This is a genomic window from Nocardioides secundeburneus (genome assembly GCF_039939255.1).
In the GTDB taxonomy this organism is placed as follows: Bacteria; Actinomycetota; Actinomycetes; order Propionibacteriales; family Nocardioidaceae; genus Nocardioides.
This window is the reverse complement of sequence record NZ_JBDUUE010000005.1, coordinates 264,331-282,130: the sequence shown is the minus strand read 5'-3', so window position 1 is coordinate 282,130 and position 17,800 is coordinate 264,331. Positions and strand designations below refer to the sequence as shown.

Genomic DNA, 17,800 nt, shown 5'->3' with positions numbered 1-17,800 from the left:
TCAGGCCGGCGTGGGCGTCTTGACCACCAGGATCTGCGCGGTGACGTCGAGCAGGATGCGCTGCAGGGTGCGGCCGAGGAGCAGCTTGCCGACGGTGCTGCGCGAGCGCGAGCCGAGGACGACGAGCACGGGGTCGAGACGCTCGATCCGCTCGATGAGGCTGCCGGCGGCGTCGGCGCCCGGAGCCACCAGGTCGACGTCCCAGTCGACGTCGGCGGGGACGTCGCCGGCGACCCGTGCGGTGAGGACCTCGCGCTCGACCTCGGCGCTGCGGGGCTCGTCGGAGCCGGACAGCGTCGACAGGACGGTCAGGCCGGTGCCGCGGACCCGTGCCTCGTGCACGGCGGCGGCGAGGGCGGCCGCGCCCTCGGCGGTGTCGGAGTGGAGGACGACGACGTTCATGAGGCCACCAGGTAGACGAGGGATCCGAGGAGCGCGGCGATGACGCCGACGAGGGTCTTGATGACCGTCCAGGTCTTGAACGTCTCGACGACGCTCATGCCCAAGAGCTTGCCGATGAGCCAGAAGCTGGCGTCGTTGACGTGCGAGAGCACCGACGAGCCACCCGCCAGCACGATGACGACGGCGGCGGCCTGCACGGCGTTGAGGTCGGCCTCGACGATCGAGGAGCTCAGCAGGCCGGCCGAGGTCGTGATGGCGACGGTCGCCGTGCCGAGCGCGACCCGGATGACGGCGGCGATGAGGAAGACCGCGACCACCAAGGGCAGCCCGGTGTCCTGCAGCGTCTCCGACAGCGCGTCGCCGATGCCGCTGGCGATGAGGACGCCGCCGAACATGCCGCCCGCGCCGGTGATGAGCAGGACCGGGGCGATCGGGCGCAGGGCGTTGTCGAGCAGGTCCTCGACCGCGCGTCGGCTCTCGCCGCGGCGCAGGGCCAGCACGTAGGAGGCGACGAGCACCGTGATGAGCAGTGCGAGCGGCGTGGAGCCGACGAGTTGCAGCAGCGCGACCCAGGTCGCCTCGCCGTCGATGGCGCCGGTGCGCGTCGCGGTGGTCGCCGCGGTGTTGAGGAAGATCAGGCCGAGCGGCAGCAGGAGCAGCAGGATCAGGGTCCGCACCCTCACCGGCGGCATCTCGGGGTCGGCGCTGTCGACCCGGGGCCCGCCCATCAGCACCTCCGGGACGGGCAGCACGATGCGGCGTCCGATCCAGGTGCCGTAGGCGTAGCCGGCGACGAACCAGGTGGGGACGGCGACGACGAGGCCGACGAGGATCACGAGCCCGACGTCGGCGCCGAGGAGGATGGTCGCGGCGACGGCGCCCGGGTGGGGTGGCAGCAGCACGTGCATCGTGGTCAGTGCGGCGCCCGCGGGCAGGGCGTAGAGCAGCACGCCGCCGCCGACGCGGCGGGCGACGGTGAAGATGATCGGCAGCATCACCATGAAGGCGGCGTCGAAGAAGATCGGGAAGCCGAAGATCAGCGAGGCGATGCCGAGCGCGAGGGGCGCACGGCTCTCGCCGAGCCGGTCGATGAGGGCGTCCGAGAGGGCCTCGGCGGCGCCGCTGGTCTCGACGAGGCGCGCCAGCATGGCGCCGAACCCGATGAGCAGGGCCACCTCGCCCAGCGTGCTCGAGAACCCGTCGACCAGGACGTCGAGCACCTCGTCGGCGGCGATGCCCGTCGCGAAGGCGGTGGCGATGCTGACGATGACCAGCGCGATCAGCGGGTGCAGCTTGACCGAGATGATCAGCACCAGGAGAGCGGCGATCGCGCCGGCGGCGATCAGCAGCAGGGGACCCGACCCGAGGGTCTGGGCGTCACCCATGGCGCTCGCCCCCGGGTCGCGACGTGCGGTGGGACGGGGCGGCAGGCGGGTGCGGCATGGTTCCTCTCGGGACGACGGCGACCCCGAGCGCGGACAGGCTCCCACCCGCCCCGTCGAGGGTGCGACCCATGCTGGACGCCGCGAGTGGCGTCCGTCTCCGTTGGAGAACTAACGGACGTTGAGTAGGAAGCGGTCGTTGTGGAGGTTGTGGTCGAGCCCGTCGCCGCCGTCAGGTCACCGTCGCGGCGGCTCAGCGCGCGAGGTGCTGGCGCGCCATGACCAGGCGCTGCACCTGGTTGGTGCCCTCGTAGATCTGGGTGATCTTGGCGTCGCGCATCATCCGCTCGGCGGCGAAGTCCTGGGTGTAGCCGGCGCCGCCGAGCAGCTGGACGGCGTCGACGGTGATCTCCATGGCGGTGTCGGAGGCGAGGCACTTGGCCGCGGCGCCGAAGAACGCCAGGTCGGCGTCGTCGCGCTCGGACTTGGCGGCGGCGACGTAGACCATCTGCCGCGCGGCCTCGAGCTTCATCGCCATGTCGGCGAGCATGAACTGGATGCCCTGGAAGTCGGCGATGCGCTTGCCGAACTGCTGGCGCTGCTTGACGTAGTCGGTGGCGAGGTCGAGCGCGCCCTGGGCGATGCCGACGGCCTGCGCGCCGATGGTGACCCGCGTGTGGTCGAGGGTGCGCAGCGCGAGCTTGAGGCCGGTGCCGGGCTCGCCGATCATCCGGTCGCCCGGGATGCGGGTGCGGTCGAAGATGAGCTCGCGGGTGGGGGAGCCCTTGATGCCGAGCTTGCGCTCCTTCTCCCCGAACGTGAAGCCGTTGTCGGACTTCTCGACGACGAACGCGCTGATGCCCTTGCCGCGCCCGGCGTCGGGATCGGTCACGGCGAGCACGGTGTAGAACTCCGAGACGCCGGCGTTGGTGATCCAGGCCTTCTGGCCGCTCAGGACCCAGTCGTCGCCGTCGCGGACGGCCTTGGTGCGCATCGAGGCGGTGTCGGAGCCCGCCTCGCGCTCGGACAGGCCGTAGGAGAAGCCGCCCTCGCCCCGGGCGAGCCGGGGGAGGTAGGCCTGCTTCAGCTCCTCCGAGCCCCCGAGGATGACCGGGAGCGAGCCGAGCTTGTTGACCGCCGGGATGAGCGAGGACGACCCGCAACCCCGTGCGACCTCCTCGATGACGATGCAGGTCGCGAGCGCGTCGGCGCCGACGCCGTCGTAGGCCTCGGGCACGTGGGGGGCGTGGAAGTCGGAGGCGACGAGCGCGTCGTGGGCCTCCTGCGGGTAGCGGGCCTGCTCGTCGACCTCGGCGGCGTAGGGCGTGACCTTGTTGTCGACGACTTCGCGCACGGCGGCGCGCAGCTCCTCGTGGTCGTCGCTGGTGCGGAACAGGTCGAAGTCGCTCATGGCGGGGTCCTCGCTCGATCGAAACTCGGTTTCACTCAGATGAGACCCAGTGTCACACGCACCTGGCAGGATGCCCAAGTGAGTGCACGCGAACGGATGGTCGAAGCGGCCTTCGCCCTCTTCGACGAGCAGGGCTACGACGCCACCACGGTCGAGCAGATCGTCGAGCGGGCGGGGGTCAGCCGCTCGACGTTCTTCCGCGCGTTCGGCTCCAAGGAGGACGTGATCTTCCCGCGGCACGACGAGCTGCAGTCGCGCATGGAGGCCCGCCTGGCGACCGGCGGACCCGCGACCTTGCGCGTCGCCGTCGTCGAGGCGGCGCGGATGGTGCTCGACCAGTACGTCGCCGAGGGCCCGCTCGCGCTGAGTCGCTACCGCCTCACCCGCACCGTGCCGGCCCTCCGCGACCGTGAGATCGCCTCGATGATCGGCTACCAGCGCCTGTTCCGCGACCGCCTGCGGGCCTGGATGTCCAGCGCCGACGCCGACCTGCACGCCGAGCTGCTCGCCGCCGCCGTCGTCACCGGGCACAACGTCGTGCTGCGCCGATGGCTCCGCGGCGCCACCGACGACCCCGCGACCGAGTTCGACGACGCGATGGACTCGGTCTTCGCCATGACCCGGGCATGGGACGACGGCGGCGCGCCGTCGCGCACCGCCGTCGTCGTCGTCGCCTCCGACCGGCCGTCCGAGGAGGTCGCCGCCCTCGTCGAGGACGCGCTCCGCGGATGATCGGTCTTGGTGCGCCCCACCTGCCCCACCCGGCTCGGGAACACCCGGTGCACCGGGGTTTCCTGACGTTCCCAGGGGTAGCGACACCTGGGGAGCGCGCGCAGTCCCTGGGAAGCTGCCGCGGCTCCTGCCGGCGAGTCGATCAGGAACCGAGGCGGCCGGCGATCGAGAGCACCCGGGTGACGAGGTGGTCGAGGGCGTTGGTGTCGGTCTCGTTCAGCCCGCCGTCGTCGACGACCTTGCCGACGCCGTAGGGGTTGCCGTCGTCGAACTTCAACGCGTCGGTGTAGCCCGGCGGCACGATGATGCCGCCGAAGTGGGCGAAGGTGGTGATCATCGCCAGCAGCGTCGTCTCCTGGCCACCGTGCTTGGTGCTGCTCGAGGTGAACGCGGCGTAGACCTTGTCGGCCAGGCCGCCCTTCTGCCACAGCGGGCCGAGCGTGTCGATGAACGACTGCAGCTGGCTGGTCACGTGGCCGTAGCGGGTGCCGGAGCCCATGATCACGGCGTCGGCCCACTCGAGGTCGTCGGGCGTGGCGACCTCGATGTCCTTGGTCGCCTCGAGGTGGGCGGCCCACGCCTCCTGGCCCTGGACGACGTCGTCGGGCGCGGTCTCGCGCGCCCGGCGCAGGCGCACCTCGGCGCCCTGCTTCTCGGCGGTCTCCGCGAGCCGCGACGCCATCGCGTGCGCGGTGCCGTAGGTCGAGTAGTACACGATCGTCAGCTTGGTCATGGCTCCGACGCTAGGCCGAGTAGGTGATGCTTCAACCACCCGAAGGGTGGGGTCAGCCGGTCACGCCGAACTGCTCCACCCGGATCGAGCGCGACAGCACCCCGACCTCGCCGAGCGTGCGGGTGGCCCACGACGCGAACCCGACCGAGCCGCACACGTAGGCGCGCTCCACGGGCGTGGGCAGGTCGACGAGGTCGCGCAGCTCCTCCGGGTAGGGCGGCGCAGCCACGCGCGACCCGAGGTTCTCGCGGGTGAGCGCGACGAACGCCCCGGCGTCGAGCAGCTCGGTCGCGTAGGGCAGCTCGTCGAGCGAGCGGCCGACCGCGACGACCCGCAGCCGCTCGGTCACCCCCAGCCGGACGGCGAGCCGCAGCATCGAGACGATCGGCACGATGCCGGTGCCGCCGCCCACCGCGATCGCCGTCGCGTCGCCGTCCCAGGCGAACCAGTCGCCACCGATCGGTCCGCGCACCTCGAGCACGTCGCCGGGCTCGACGACGTCGTGCAGGTGACCGGACACCTCGCCGTCGGGCAGCTGCTCGACCAGCAGCTCGACGAGCGGGTCGGCGGGGTCGGAGGCGACCGAGTAGGAGCGCTGGGCGGTGTAGTCGTCGGGTGCCCGCAGCCGGACGACGTAGTGCTGGCCGGGCCGGTGCGGCGTCCGGCCGGCGACGTCGAGGCGCAGGCGCACGTAGCGCAGCGGCACCCGCTCGACCTCGACGACGGTCGCCGTCGTCCAGGACGTGGCGGGCACGTCGCCAGTGGCCGTGCTCACGGGTCGCCCTGGTAGCGCTGCTCGAGCCACGGGTCGCCGCGGTCGTGGTAGCCGTTGGCCTCCCAGAACCCGGGCCGGTCGTGCGCCATGAGCTCGAGCCGGCTGACCCACTTGGCCGACTTCCAGAAGTACAGGTGCGGCACCAGCAGCCGCACCGGCCCGCCGTGCTCGTCGCTCAACGGCCGCCCGTCGGCCTCCCACACCACCCACGCCCGGCCGCCGGTGACGTCGGCGAGCGGCAGGTTGGTCGTGTAGCCCGTCGTCGAGTGGGCCATCACGTAGGCCGCGTCGGGCAGCGGGCCGGCGGCGTCGAGCAGCACGTCGACCGAGACGCCGCGGAAGGTGGTGTCGAAGCGGCTCCACGTCGTCACGCAGTGGATGTCGCCGTCGTACGACGAGTGCGGCAGCGCGTGCAGCTCGCTCCAGGTCCAGGTGGTCGGGGTGCCGACGAGGCCGTCGACGGTCAACGACCAGTGCTCGCGCGCCAGGTGCGGCGTCGCCTCGGCGGTGAGCGTCGGCCAGTCGCGGCCGACGTCGTACTGGCCGGGCGGGAGGCGGTCGGAGCGGACGGCGCCGTCGCGGCGCCGGCCGGTGAATCCTCGGGTCACGGGCACGGGTCCATGGTGCCTCACGGCCGGAGGACCAGGGTGGTGGACGGCCCGGAGGGATCAGGCGCGCGATGCGCGGATGCGGGCTACTAGGCTCCGTGCCATGCCGGAGATCAGTCGTGACGAGGTCGCCCACCTGGCGACGCTCGCCCGGATCGACCTGGACGACGCCGAGCTCGACCACCTCGCGCCCCAGCTGTCGGTCATCCTCGAGTCCGTGGCCTCGATCAGCGGAGTGGCCGGTGACGACGTGCCCCCCACGTCGCACGCCCTGCCGCTGACCAACGTGTTCCGCGACGACGTCGTCGTGCCCGGGCTCACGCCCGAGCAGGCGCTGTCGGGTGCGCCGGAGCAGGAGCAGCAGCGCTTCGCCGTCCCGCGCATCCTGGGGGACGAGCAGTGAGCGACCTGATCCGGAAGTCGGCGAGCGACCTCGCCGACGGCCTCGCCACGGGCGCCACCACGTCGGTCGAGCTCACCCAGGCCCACCTCGACCGCATCGCCGCGGTCGACGGCGCCGTCCACGCCTTCCTGCACGTCGACGCCGAGGGCGCGCTCGCACAGGCCGCGGCCGCCGACGAGCGCCGTGCCGAGGGCGCGACCCGCTCGGCCCTCGACGGCGTCCCGGTCGCGGTCAAGGACGTCCTCGCCACCGAGGGCCTGCCGACCACCTGCGGCTCGAAGATCCTCCAGGGCTGGGTGCCGCCCTACGACGCCACCGTCGTGCGGCGCCTCAAGGACGCCGGCCTGCCGATCCTCGGCAAGACCAACATGGACGAGTTCGCGATGGGCTCCTCCACCGAGCACTCCGCCTACGGCCCCACCCACAACCCGTGGGACCTCGATCGCATCCCCGGCGGGTCCGGGGGCGGCTCGGCCGCCGCCGTCGCCGCCTTCGAGGCGCCCCTCGCGCTCGGCACCGACACCGGCGGCTCGATCCGCCAGCCCGGCGCGGTCACCGGCACGGTCGGCGTCAAGCCGACCTACGGCGGCGTGTCGCGCTACGGCCTCGTCGCCATGGCCAACTCCCTCGACCAGGTCGGTCCGGTCACCCGCACCGTGCTCGACTCCGCGCTGCTGCACGAGGTCATCGGCGGGCACGACCCGCTCGACTCCACCTCGATCGACCGGCCGCTGCCCGGCCTTGTCGCGGCCGCCCGCCAGGGAGCCGCGGGCGACCTGAGCGGCGTCCGGCTCGGCGTCGTCAAGGAGCTCTCGGGCGAGGGCTACCAGGCCGGGGTGCTCGCGCGCTTCCAGGAGTCGATCGACCTCATGGTCGGCCTCGGGGCCGAGGTCGTCGAGGTCGAGTGCCCGAGCTTCGTGCACGCGCTCGCGACCTACTACCTGATCATGCCGAGCGAGGCCTCCAGCAACCTGGCCAAGTTCGACGCCATGCGCTACGGCCTGCGGGTGCTGCCCGACGGTGTCGACTCGCCGTCGGCCGAGGACGTCATGCGGGCCAGCCGCGACGCCGGCTTCGGCGACGAGGTCAAGCGCCGCATCATCCTGGGCACCTACGCCCTGTCGAGCGGCTACTACGACGCCTTCTACGGCCAGGCCCAGAAGGTGCGCACGCTCATCACGCGCGACTTCGACGCCGCCTTCGAGCGCGCCGACGTGCTGCTCTCGCCCACCGCGCCCACCACGGCGTTCAAGCTCGGCGAGAAGCTCGACGACCCCATCGCGATGTACCTCAACGACCTCGCCACCATCCCGGCGAACCTGTCGGGCGTGCCCGGCATCTCGCTGCCGAGCGGCCTCGCCGACGAGGACGGGCTGCCGGCCGGCATCCAGGTGCTCGCCCCGGCGCTCGCCGACGACCGCGTCTACCGCGTCGGCGCGGCGCTCGAGACCGCGCTCACCGAGAAGTGGGGCGGCCCCCTGCTCGACCGGGCCCCGGCCCTCGAAGGAGGCCAGTGATGGCTGAGACCCTCGTCGACTTCGACGCCGTCGTCGCCGCCTACGACCCGGCCCTCGGGCTCGAGGTGCACGTCGAGCTCAACACCAACACCAAGATGTTCTGCGGCTGCCCGGCCGTGTTCGGCGGCGAGCCCAACGCCCAGGTCTGCCCGACCTGCCTCGGCCTGCCGGGCGCCATGCCGGTGGTCAACGGCAAGGCCGTCGAGTCGGCCATCCGCATCGGGCTGGCGCTCAACTGCGAGATCGCCGAGTGGTGCCGCTTCGCGCGGAAGAACTACTTCTACCCCGACATGCCGAAGAACTTCCAGACCTCGCAGTACGACGAGCCCATCGCCTTCGACGGCTACATGGACGTCGACGTCGACGGTGAGGTCTTCCGGGTCGAGATCGAGCGCGCCCACATGGAGGAGGACACCGGCAAGTCGCTGCACGTCGGTGGCTCCACCGGTCGCATCCAGGGTGCCGACTACTCGCTGGTCGACTACAACCGGGCCGGCATCCCGCTCATCGAGATCGTCACGCGCCCGATCCTCGGCGCCGGCGCCAAGGCCCCGGAGGTCGCGCGCGCCTACGTCGCGCAGCTGCGCGACCTCATCGTCGCCCTGGGCGTCTCCGAGGCCCGCATGGACCAGGGCAACCTGCGTGCCGACGTCAACCTGTCGCTCTCGCCGAAGGGCTCGGGCACCCTGGGCACCCGCACCGAGACCAAGAACGTCAACTCGTTCCGCTCCGTCGAGCGGGCCGCGCGCTACGAGATGCAGCGGCACGCCGCGATCCTCGACGCCGGGGGCTCGATCTTCCAGGAGACCCGGCACTGGCAGGAGGCGTCGGGCGTCACGTCGTCGGGCCGGCCGAAGTCCGACGCCGACGACTACCGCTACTTCCCCGAGCCCGACCTGGTGCCGGTGGCGCCGTCGCGCGAGTGGGTCGAGGAGCTGCGCGGCACGCTGCCGGAGAACCCCACCGTCAAGCGCGCCCGGCTGCAGGAGGCGTGGGGCTTCACCGACGCCGAGATGCGCGACCTGGTCGCAGCCGGTGCGTTCGCGCTGGTCGAGCAGACCGTCGACGCCGGCACCTCGCCGCAGGCCGCGCGCAAGTGGTGGGTCGCCGAGCTCGCCCGCCGCGCCAACGACGCCGGCGTCGAGCTGGCCGAGGTCGGCGTCACGCCGGCCCAGGTCGCCGCCGTCCAGGGGCTGGTCGACGCCAAGACGATCAACGACAAGCTCGCCCGCCAGGTCTTCGACGGCCTGCTGGCCGGCGAGGGCACGCCCGAGGAGATCGTCGAGAAGCGCGGCCTCGCGGTCGTCTCCGACGACGGCGCGCTCGGCGCGGCGGTCGACAAGGCCATCGAGGCCAACCCCGACGTCGCCCAGAAGATCCGCGACGGCAAGCACGCCGCCGCCGGAGCGCTCATCGGTGCGGTGATGAAGGAGATGCGCGGTCAGGCCGACGCCGGTCGCGTGCGCGAGCTGGTCCTGGAGAAGCTGACCTGACGCCCCGTCAGCGCTCGGCGAGCGCGGTCTTCTGCACCTTGCCCATGGCGTTGCGCGGCAGCTCGTCGACGACGACGACCCGGCGCGGCCGCTTGTGCCACGACAGCCGCTCGGCGACGAGGGTGACGAGCTCCTCCTCCCGGCCGACGGCGTCGCCGACGACGAAGGCGACGATGCGCTGGCCGAGATCGGGGTCGGGCAGGCCGACGACGGCGCACTCGTCGACGGCGGGGTGCTCGAGGAGCACGCCCTCGACCTCGCCGGCGCCGACCCGGTAGCCACCCGACTTGATGAGGTCGGTCGACTCGCGCCCGACGATGCGGTGCCACGGCCCGCCGTCGCCGTCCTCGACGACGGCGAGGTCGCCGGTGGCGAACCAGCCGTCGGCGTCGAGCTCGGGGGTCTCGCGGCCGAGGTAGCCGGTCATCACCGACGGGCCGCGCACCTCGAGCCGGCCGAGGCCGTTCTCGTCGGCGTCCGCCAGCCGGGTCCGGGTGTCGCCGACCGGCAGCCCGACCCAGCCGGCGCGCGCCGGTAGGTCATGGCGGGCGCTGAGGGTGATGCCGGTCTCGGTCATCCCGTAGCGCTCGATCGGCGCGTGCCCGGTGAGCTCACGGACGGCGTCGAACGTCGTGACCGGCAGGGGCGCGCTGCCCGAGACGAGCAGCCGGGCGCGACGCAGCGCGGCGGCGTCGGACGGCGAGCCGGCCACGCGGTGCCACACCGTCGGGACGCCGAAGTAGAGCGAGCCGTCGGCGGCGGCGTAGGCGCCGGGCTCGGGTCGCACGGTGTGCACCAGCGGTGAGCCGAACCGCAGCGGCCCGAGCAGCCCGAGCACGAGGCCGTGGAGGTGGAACAGCGGCAGGCCGTGCACGAGCACGTCGTCCGGCGTCCAGGCCCACGCGTCGGCGAGCCCGTCGAGACAGGCCGCCAACGCCCGGCCGGTGTGCGGCACGCCCTTCGGCAGCCCGGTCGTGCCGGAGGTGTAGAGCACCAGGGCGGTCGCGTCGAGGTCGGGGGCGACCGGGGCCACGGGGGCGCCCGCACGGACGACGGGCAGCCCCGGCGCCAGCTCGGCCGGGCCCGCCCAGGCGACCGCGCCCGAGTCGCGCAGCACGTGCTCGCGCTCGACCGGGCCGCTGTCGGGCGGCACCGGGACGACGGGCACCCCGGCCAGCAGCCCGCCGACGACCGCGACCACGGTGTCGAGGCCGGCGGTGGCGTGGACGGCGACGGGCGAGCCCGGAGCGAGGTCGGCGAGCCCGGCAGCGAAGGCGCCGGCGGCGTCGAGCAGGCCGTCGCGGGTGAGGGAGCGGTCGCTGACGGCGACGACGTCACGGTCGGTCGAAGTCGGGTCGAGGAGCGCGTCGAGCACGACGAGCACTCGGGCAGGTGCTCCGCGAGCGCCGACGAGAAGGCCCGCCGACCGCGAGGCGGTCGGCGGGCGGGGTCTCCTTGGGAAAGACGGTGTCCATCCTGGGCCACGTCGACGGTTGTTGCAACCCTGTTGCAACAAGACGGCTCGACAACCGATGCGTGCGACGCTGCGTCCCAACGACCACCGACCCGTCTCGTCCCAGGAGCCCTCATGCGTCGTCCCTCCGCTCTCGCCGCTCTCGCGGTCACGGTCTCGACCCTCGTCGCCCCGGCCACGGCCACGGCCGCGCCCCCGCCCGCCTCCTCGGAGCGGGCCGCGCCGAGCACCCGGGTCGTCGTCGAGGACCTGCCGCGCGGAGCCGCCCCGCGCGTCGACGTGCTCGTCGGGCGCACGCTGATCCACCGGGGCCGCGCCGTCACGGTGCGGCTGCCGGGCGGGGGGCGGCCAGAGCTGGCGCTCGGCACCTGGGCCGGCAAGCCGATCGTCGGCCACTTCGCCGCCGGCGGCGTGCGGTTCTTCACCGTGGCCGGCAACGGCCGGGCCACCCCGCTCGGCACGCGGGCCTTCGACTTCTACAACCAGCTCCCGCAGCTGGTCCGCGCGACAGGGCACCTCGTGCTGGGGCTCTTCGACCGGGGCGGCGCCGACCCCGTCTACACCGTGGTCGACGCCGCGAGCGGCGCCGAGCTGCTGCGCACCACCGACGTCGACGAGCTCGCCCCGGCCGACCGCCGGGTCGTGCTGCGCTGGACGGCGAACCCGTCTAAGAACGTCTCGGCCCGCTCGCGCGACGGCCGGGTCGAGCTCGCCGTCCGCAACGCCTACTACTCCTCGCCGACCCGGTTGATCATCCGGCGCACGAGCGACCACCACGCCCTGACCCGCTTCCGCTTCCCCTGGTTCACCGGCCTGCAGGTCACCGGCGACGCCGTGCGCGTCGTCGCCTCGCAGGCGGTGTTCGAGAACAGGCGGTCGTTCCTCGTGCTCGGCGTCGTCCGGCCGGGGACGGCGACCACCCAGCCGCGCTACGCCGTCGTCCGGTGCACCGTCGCCGGGGTCTGCGAGCGGGCGACCTCGACCGCCCGCTCGATCTCGGTCGCCGGGGCCGACGCGCTGAGCTTCACCTCCGACCAGTGAGGTCCGTCACCGTCGTCGATGGTCGCCGGACGCCGGAGCGCGGGTATCGTCCGGCGGGACAACCACCACGCCCGTGGCGGGGGAAGCCGGTCGAAGTCCGGCGCTGACCCGCAACCGTAGGCGGTCCCTCGCTGCGACGAGGGCTCGCGAGCCGGAGCACCTGCCCCGCGGCGTCCTCACCAGATCGCTGTCGTGGAAGCAGCGGGTGACCCAGCCCCCAGCCGGTGATCCCGCAGCGTGCTGCGGGAAGGAACCTCATGTCACACCTCAAGGTCCGCGCCGGCATCGCGGCGTTCGCCGCGACGCTGCTCACCACCGGGCTCACCGCCGGGCTCACCGCGGCGCCGGCCGACGCCGCCCGGGGCGACGACGGTGCCGCCGACTGGTTGGTCACCCAGCTCGACGGTGGCCTCGTGCACAACGACCAGTTCGACTTCGACGACTACGGGCTCACCGCCGACGTCGCGCTCGCGCTCGACGCCGTCGGTGGTCACCGCAAGGCCGAGCGACGCATCCGCAAGGCCCTCGCCCGCAACGTCGACAGCTGGACGACGGGCGCCGACTTCGGCAGCTCCGACGTCTACGCCGGCTCGGTGGCCAAGGCCGTCGTCGTCGCGCAGGCGACCGGCGGCAAGCCGCGCGCGTTCGGCGGCGTCGACGTCGTGGCCCGGCTCAACCGCCTGGTCGTCAAGACCGGTCCCGCCCGGGGCCGGATCGCCGACAAGACCACGGGCACCGACTACGCCAACACGATCGGCCAGGCGTTCGCCGTGCAGGGCCTGGCCAAGGCCCGCTCCTCGCAGGCCGCCAAGGCCCTGCGCTTCCTGCTCCAGCAGCAGTGCGGCGCCGGCTACTTCCGCCTGAGCTTCGCCCCGGTCGAGCAGTCGAACCAGGCGTGCACGAACGCGCCGAAGGCCCAGCGCGTCGCCGACACCGACGCCACCGCGCTGTCGCTCCTGAGCCTGCAGTCGCTGCGGGTCAAGCCTCCGAAGGTGAAGGCGGCCATCGCCGACGGCGTCCGGTGGCTGCGCCGGCAGCAGAAGCCCAACGGCAGCTTCGGCGGCGGTCCCTCGACCGCGGCCAGCAACGCCAACAGCACCGGCCTCGCCGCGTGGGTCCTCGGAGAGGCCGGCGCCTGCAAGCCTGCCGCGCGGGCGGCCGGCTGGGTGGCGAAGCTGCAGAAGAAGAACGGCGCGATCGCCTACGACAAGGCCGGCTTCGCCGCCGGTCGCGACGGCATCGGCCGCACCGAGCGCGACCAGTTCCGCCGCGCCACGGCGCAGGCCGCGCCCGGCCTGGCCTTCCGCTCCTCCTGCCGCGCCTGACCGTGGCTCGTCGCGCCCTCGCCCTGGCCGCGGCCGTCGTCCTGACGGTCGCGGCCTGGACGGTCGTGGTCGCGCCGAGCCCGCCGGCCGCCGCGGCCGCGTGCGGAGGCTCCACCGGGGTGACGGTCGTCGTCGACTACCAGAGCCTCGGCGGCGGCGTGCAGGGCACGTGCGTGAAGTCGGCCGGACTGGCGTCGGATCTGTTCCCGAAGGCCCGCTTCCCGCTGACCTACGCGCAGCGACAGCCCGGCTTCGTGTGCCGGGTCGCCGGCAAGCCTGCCGCGGACCCGTGCGTCACCACCTCGCCCGCCGACGCCTACTGGGGGCTGTGGTGGTCGAACGGGCGCACCGGCCGGTGGACCTACTCGAGCCTCGGCGTCGGGTCCCTCGACGTGCCCGACGGCGGTTACGTCGCCCTGGCCTGGGACGACGTCCCGGGCCAGGCGCGTCCCTCCTACGACCCCGTCGCCCGGGCGTCCGCACCCACGACCAGCCCGGCCCCCACGCGGGACCCCGAGCCCGAGCCGGAGACGGAGACGGAGACGAGCGAGCCGCCGAGCGAGCCGCCGGCGACCACCCCGACCGCCGCCCCCACGCCGTCGCCGACGCCGTCGAGGCCCACGCCGACGTCGACGCCCACGCCGCCGACAGCCACGCCGACGTCCCCGACCCCCACGACGTCGGCCACGCCCGAGGCGCCACCGACGCTCGCGGAGCCGTCGGCGCCGAGCGACCCCACGAGCGCGACGTCCGGCGACAGCGCCGGCGGCAGCCTGCCGTGGTGGGTGCCGGTGCTGGTGATCGCGCTGCTGCTCGTGGCCGGCGTCGGCGCCGTCCTGGCGCGGCGTCGCCGGCCCCAGGGCTGAGCCGGCCGTGCTCGGCCTGCCGCGCGACCTGCACCCCGTGGCCTGGTGGCTGTGGGCGATCGGGCTCGCCGCGGCGGCGTCGATGACCACGAACCCGTTCGTGCTGCTGATGATCGTCGGCGTCGTCGCGGTGGTGGTCACGCTGCGGCGCACCGACCACCCGTGGGCGCGCTCGTTCCGGTTCTACGTGTGGCTCGGGGTGGCGGCGGTCGTGCTCCGCGTGCTGTGGCGCGTGGTGCTCGGCGGCGGCTACCCGGGCGACGTCGTCCTCGAGCTGCCCGAGGTGCCGCTGCCCGACGTCGTGCGCGGCGTCACCCTGCTCGGCCCGGTCACCCGCGAGACGCTGCTCGCCGGTCTCTACGACGGCCTGCGGCTCGCCGCGATCGTCATCTGCGTCGGCGCCGCCAACTCGCTCGCCAACCCCAAGCGCCTGCTGCGCAGCCTCCCGCCGGCGCTCTACGAGATCGGGACGGCGCTCGTCGTCGCCGTCACCGTGCTGCCGCAGCTGACCCAGAGCATCCAGCGCGTGCGCGCGGCCCAGGCGCTGCGCGCGGGCGACACCGGGCGGGTCCGACGGCTGCGCCGACTCCTGGTCCCGGTGCTCGAGGACACCTTCGACCGCTCGCTGGCGCTGGCCGCGGGCATGGACACCCGCGGCTACGGGCGGGCCGGCTCGGCCACCCCCGCGCAGCGCCGCGTGACCGGGGCGCTCGTGCTCGCCGGCCTGTTCGGCACCGTCGTCGGCGTCTACGCGCTGCTCGACCAGACGGCGCCGCGGGTGCTGGCGCTGCCGATGCTCGGGGTCGGCGTGGTCGTCGCCGTCCTCGGCCTGGTCAACGCCGGACGCCGGGTGCAGCGCACCGTCTACCGGCCCGACCGGTGGCGCGCGGCCGAGGTGGGCGTCGTCGCGGTCGGGGTCGTCGTCGGTGTGCTGGGCTGGTGGGTCAACCGCTACCAACCGGCCATCGCCTACCCGGCGCTCACGGCCGCCCCCGCCGTCAGCCTCGGCGCACTGCTCGCCGCGGTCGCCGGCCTGCTGGCGATCGCCGTCACGCCGCCGCCGCGCGCGCCGGGGGTGCCGCGATGACGCCGCTGCTCGAGCTGGTCGGGGTCACCCTCGCCTACGACGACACCCCTGACCGCCCCCGCGTGCTCGACGCCGTCGACCTCGACGTCGACGAGGGCGAGCTGGTGCTGGTCTCCGGCCCGACCGGCGTCGGCAAGTCGACGCTGCTCGGCGTCGTCACCGGGCTGGTGCCGCGCTTCAGCGGCGGCGTGCTCAGCGGCGACGTGCGCCTCGACGGCGACAGCATCGTGCACCTCCCACCCCGCGAGCGCGCCCACGCGATCGGCTACGTCGGCCAGGACCCCGCCGCCGCGTTCGTCACCGACACCGCGGAGGAGGAGCTCGCCTACGGCATGGAGCAGCTCGGCCTGCCGCCCGGCACGATGCGGCGCCGCGTCGAGGAGACCCTCGACCTGCTCGGCATCGCCCACCTGCGCGACCGCGACCTCCACACGCTCTCGGGCGGCGAGCAGCAGCGCGTCGCGATCGGATCGGTGCTCACCATGCACCCGCGGCTGCTCGTGCTCGACGAGCCGACCTCGGCCCTCGACCCCACCGCCGCCGAGGACGTCCTGGCCACCCTGACCCGGCTCGTGCACGACCTTGGCGTCTCGGTGCTGCTGGCCGAGCACCGCCTCGAGCGCGTCGTCCCGTTCGCCGACCGCATGGTGCTGATGACGGGGGAGGGGCGGGTCGACGTCGGCGCCCCCGCCGAGCTGCTGGCCGTCTCGCCCGTCGTCCCGCCGATCGTCGAGCTCGGCCGCGCCGCGGGCTGGACGCCGCTGCCGCTGAGCGTGCGCGAGGCCCGCCGGTCGGCCCGGTCGCTGACCCTGCCCGACCCGCCGGCCGACGCGGCCCTGCGCGACGAGCCGGTGCTGACGGCGTCCGGGATCGGGGTGGTGCAGGGCGGCACCGTCGCGCTGCGCGAGGTCGGCCTCACCCTCCACGCCGGCCGGGTCACCGCCCTCATGGGCCGCAACGGCGCCGGCAAGTCGACGTTGCTCTGGACCCTCCAGGGCACCCGCAAGCGCCGCTCCGGCCAGGTGGTGCTCGACGGCGCCGACCCGGCCACGCTCGACGCCGCCGGACGTCGCGGCCGCGTCGCGCTGCTGCCGCAGACGGCGTCCGACCTGCTCTACCTCGAGACCGTGGCCGAGGAGTGCCTCGCGGCCGGCCCGGGCACACGCGAGCTGCTCGACCGCCTCGTGCCCGGCATCGACGGCACCACCCACCCGCGCGACCTGTCCGAGGGCCAGCGGCTCGCCCTGGCCCTGGCGATCGTGCTCGCGCCCGCGCCCCGCGTCGTGCTGCTCGACGAGCCCACGCGCGGTCTCGACTACGCCGCCAAGGCGGGGCTCGCGGCGATCCTGCGGGGGCTGGTGGACGACGGTCACGCCGTGCTCGTCGCCACGCACGACGTCGAGTTCGTGGCCCAAGTCGCCGACGACGTCGTCGTGCTCGCCGAGGGCGAGGTCGTCTCCACCGGCCCGACCCGACGTGTGGTCGCCGAGTCGCCCGCCTTCGCGCCGCAGGTGATGAAGGTGCTCGGGGTGCCGTGGCTGCGCGTCGACGAGGTCGTCGGGGGAGTCGTCCGGTGACCGCCATCCCGTTGTCGGCGCGCAGCCGGGTGACGTTGGCGGTCGCCTCGGTGCTCGGCCTCATGGTGCTCTGCTGGCCGCTGCTGGTGCGCGTCGGCGACGACGTCAGCCGCGTCGACCCGCCGTTCCTGTTCCTGCTGCTGGTGCCGGTCGTCATCGCCGTCGTGGTCGCCGAGCTGAGCGAGGGCGGCATGGACGCCCGGGTGCTGGCGATCCTCGGTGTGCTGTCGGCGGTCAACGCGCTGATGCGCGTGCTCTCGGCCGGCACCGCGGGTGTCGAGCTGGTCTTCTTCCTCCTGATCCTCGCCGGCCGCGTGTTCGGCGCCGGCTTCGGCTTCGTGCTCGGCGTGACGTCGTTGTTCGCCTCCGCGCTCATGACCGCCGGGGTCGGCCCGTGGTTGCCGTTCCAGATGCTCATCGCCGCCTGGGTCGGGCTCGGCGCCGGTCTGCTGCCACGACGCGTGACCGGACGGTGGGAGGTCGCGATGCTGGCGGCGTACGGCGTCGTCGCGGCCTACCTGTACGGCGCGCTGATGAACCTGTCGGGCTGGCCGTTCCTGCTCGGGGTCTCGGTGCCCGGTGCCGACGGCGACCTGAGCTTCGACCCGACCGCCGGGCCGCTGGCCAACCTGCGGACCTTCGCCGCCTACACGCTCATCACCTCGACCGGCAGCTTCGACACCGGCCGGGCGATCACGACCGCCGTCGCGATCTGCGTGCTCGGACCGGCCGTGCTGACGACGCTGCGGCGTGCCTCGCGGCGCACGATCGTCACGCCGGTCCAGACCACTCCGTAGCCCGTCCATGGGCGGCGAGTAGTCCGAACTGGTCACCCACGTAGTCACTCCGGGCCAGCCTCGTCCACAGAGGTCGAGCGAGTTGGTCGAAGGCCGCCGACGTGTTCGCGCCTCGTTCACGTTCGACGCCCTGACCGTTCCGCCCCTCTGTTGACACTCTTTCTCGGTTCCGATGCA

The 17,800-nt window shown here is 73.8% G+C and carries 17 protein-coding genes; 10 read left to right on the top strand and 7 right to left on the bottom strand.

What is annotated here, in order from left to right; genetic code table 11:
• The 3 genes from ABFT23_RS15090 to ABFT23_RS15080 form a co-directional block, all read right to left on the bottom strand.
• The gene (locus tag ABFT23_RS15090; protein ID WP_347896569.1) at positions 1–402 is read right to left on the bottom strand and encodes a universal stress protein; all 402 of its coding nucleotides are present in this window, start codon (positions 400–402) and stop codon (positions 1–3) included.
• Positions 399–1,787: a GntP family permease gene (locus ABFT23_RS15085; protein ID WP_347896568.1), complete on the bottom strand. Its 1,389-nt coding sequence runs from the start codon at positions 1,785–1,787 to the stop codon at positions 399–401. The genes ABFT23_RS15090 and ABFT23_RS15085 overlap by 4 nt, the downstream gene beginning before the upstream one ends.
• 250 nt (positions 1,788–2,037) lie before the next feature.
• On the bottom strand, positions 2,038–3,195 hold the full coding sequence (locus tag ABFT23_RS15080; protein ID WP_347896566.1) for an acyl-CoA dehydrogenase family protein: 1,158 nt from the start codon (positions 3,193–3,195) through the stop codon (positions 2,038–2,040).
• A gap of 78 nt (positions 3,196–3,273) precedes the next feature.
• Here ABFT23_RS15080 and ABFT23_RS15075 point away from each other — a divergent pair, with 78 nt between their 5' ends.
• On the top strand, positions 3,274–3,927 hold the full coding sequence (locus ABFT23_RS15075) for a TetR/AcrR family transcriptional regulator (RefSeq protein ID WP_347896564.1): 654 nt from the start codon (positions 3,274–3,276) through the stop codon (positions 3,925–3,927).
• Between the two features lie 142 nt (positions 3,928–4,069).
• On the opposite strand, the gene wrbA is transcribed toward ABFT23_RS15075, so the two are convergent.
• The 3 genes from wrbA to ABFT23_RS15060 are packed head-to-tail and all read right to left on the bottom strand — an operon-like array spanning position 4,070 to position 6,049.
• Positions 4,070–4,660 carry an NAD(P)H:quinone oxidoreductase gene (gene wrbA, locus ABFT23_RS15070; protein ID WP_347896562.1) on the bottom strand — a complete coding sequence of 197 codons (591 nt, stop codon included), beginning with the start codon at positions 4,658–4,660 and terminating at the stop codon, positions 4,070–4,072.
• Positions 4,661–4,712: 52 nt separating this feature from the next.
• On the bottom strand, positions 4,713–5,435 hold the full coding sequence (locus tag ABFT23_RS15065) for an FAD-binding oxidoreductase (protein WP_347896561.1): 723 nt from the start codon (positions 5,433–5,435) through the stop codon (positions 4,713–4,715).
• Positions 5,432–6,049 carry a sulfite oxidase-like oxidoreductase gene (locus tag ABFT23_RS15060; protein WP_347896559.1) on the bottom strand — a complete coding sequence of 206 codons (618 nt, stop codon included), beginning with the start codon at positions 6,047–6,049 and terminating at the stop codon, positions 5,432–5,434. The genes ABFT23_RS15065 and ABFT23_RS15060 overlap by 4 nt, the downstream gene beginning before the upstream one ends.
• A 73-nt stretch (positions 6,050–6,122) precedes the next feature.
• On the opposite strand from ABFT23_RS15060, the gene gatC reads away from it, so the two are divergent.
• Genes gatC through gatB form a run of 3 tightly spaced genes read left to right on the top strand, consistent with a single transcriptional unit; the run spans position 6,123 to position 9,456 of the window.
• A complete protein-coding gene (gene gatC, locus ABFT23_RS15055) occupies positions 6,123–6,446 on the top strand; it encodes an Asp-tRNA(Asn)/Glu-tRNA(Gln) amidotransferase subunit GatC (RefSeq protein WP_457623523.1) in 324 nt (107 codons plus the stop codon).
• Positions 6,443–7,963, top strand: coding sequence for an Asp-tRNA(Asn)/Glu-tRNA(Gln) amidotransferase subunit GatA (gatA, locus tag ABFT23_RS15050; protein ID WP_347896555.1), 1,521 nt, complete (start codon positions 6,443–6,445; stop codon positions 7,961–7,963). The genes gatC and gatA overlap by 4 nt, the downstream gene beginning before the upstream one ends.
• Complete coding sequence (gatB, locus tag ABFT23_RS15045) at positions 7,963–9,456, top strand: Asp-tRNA(Asn)/Glu-tRNA(Gln) amidotransferase subunit GatB (RefSeq protein WP_347896553.1); 1,494 nt, start codon at positions 7,963–7,965, stop codon at positions 9,454–9,456. Before gatA ends, gatB begins: the two co-directional genes overlap by 1 nt.
• A 7-nt stretch (positions 9,457–9,463) precedes the next feature.
• Here the strand turns inward: gatB and ABFT23_RS15040 are convergent, their stop codons facing one another.
• Complete coding sequence (locus tag ABFT23_RS15040) at positions 9,464–10,831, bottom strand: AMP-binding protein (protein ID WP_347896551.1); 1,368 nt, start codon at positions 10,829–10,831, stop codon at positions 9,464–9,466.
• 213 nt (positions 10,832–11,044) lie between these two features.
• Between ABFT23_RS15040 and ABFT23_RS15035 the strand changes: the two genes are divergently transcribed.
• From ABFT23_RS15035 to ABFT23_RS15010, 6 genes are all read left to right on the top strand, one after another.
• The gene (locus tag ABFT23_RS15035) at positions 11,045–11,971 is read left to right on the top strand and encodes a hypothetical protein (protein WP_347896549.1); all 927 of its coding nucleotides are present in this window, start codon (positions 11,045–11,047) and stop codon (positions 11,969–11,971) included.
• Between the two features lie 257 nt (positions 11,972–12,228).
• Positions 12,229–13,296 (top strand): prenyltransferase/squalene oxidase repeat-containing protein, encoded by a 1,068-nt coding sequence (locus ABFT23_RS15030; RefSeq protein ID WP_347896548.1) that lies wholly within the window; start codon positions 12,229–12,231, stop codon positions 13,294–13,296.
• 2 nt (positions 13,297–13,298) lie between these two features.
• Complete coding sequence (locus ABFT23_RS15025) at positions 13,299–14,162, top strand: hypothetical protein (protein ID WP_347896546.1); 864 nt, start codon at positions 13,299–13,301, stop codon at positions 14,160–14,162.
• A 7-nt stretch (positions 14,163–14,169) separates the two neighbouring features.
• Positions 14,170–15,249, top strand: coding sequence for an energy-coupling factor transporter transmembrane component T (locus ABFT23_RS15020; RefSeq protein ID WP_347896544.1), 1,080 nt, complete (start codon positions 14,170–14,172; stop codon positions 15,247–15,249).
• Positions 15,246–16,826 (top strand): ABC transporter ATP-binding protein, encoded by a 1,581-nt coding sequence (locus tag ABFT23_RS15015; protein WP_347896542.1) that lies wholly within the window; start codon positions 15,246–15,248, stop codon positions 16,824–16,826. Before ABFT23_RS15020 ends, ABFT23_RS15015 begins: the two co-directional genes overlap by 4 nt.
• Positions 16,823–17,623 carry an ECF transporter S component gene (locus ABFT23_RS15010; RefSeq protein ID WP_457623520.1) on the top strand — a complete coding sequence of 267 codons (801 nt, stop codon included), beginning with the start codon at positions 16,823–16,825 and terminating at the stop codon, positions 17,621–17,623. Before ABFT23_RS15015 ends, ABFT23_RS15010 begins: the two co-directional genes overlap by 4 nt.
• The last annotated feature ends 177 nt before the right edge of the window (positions 17,624–17,800 follow it).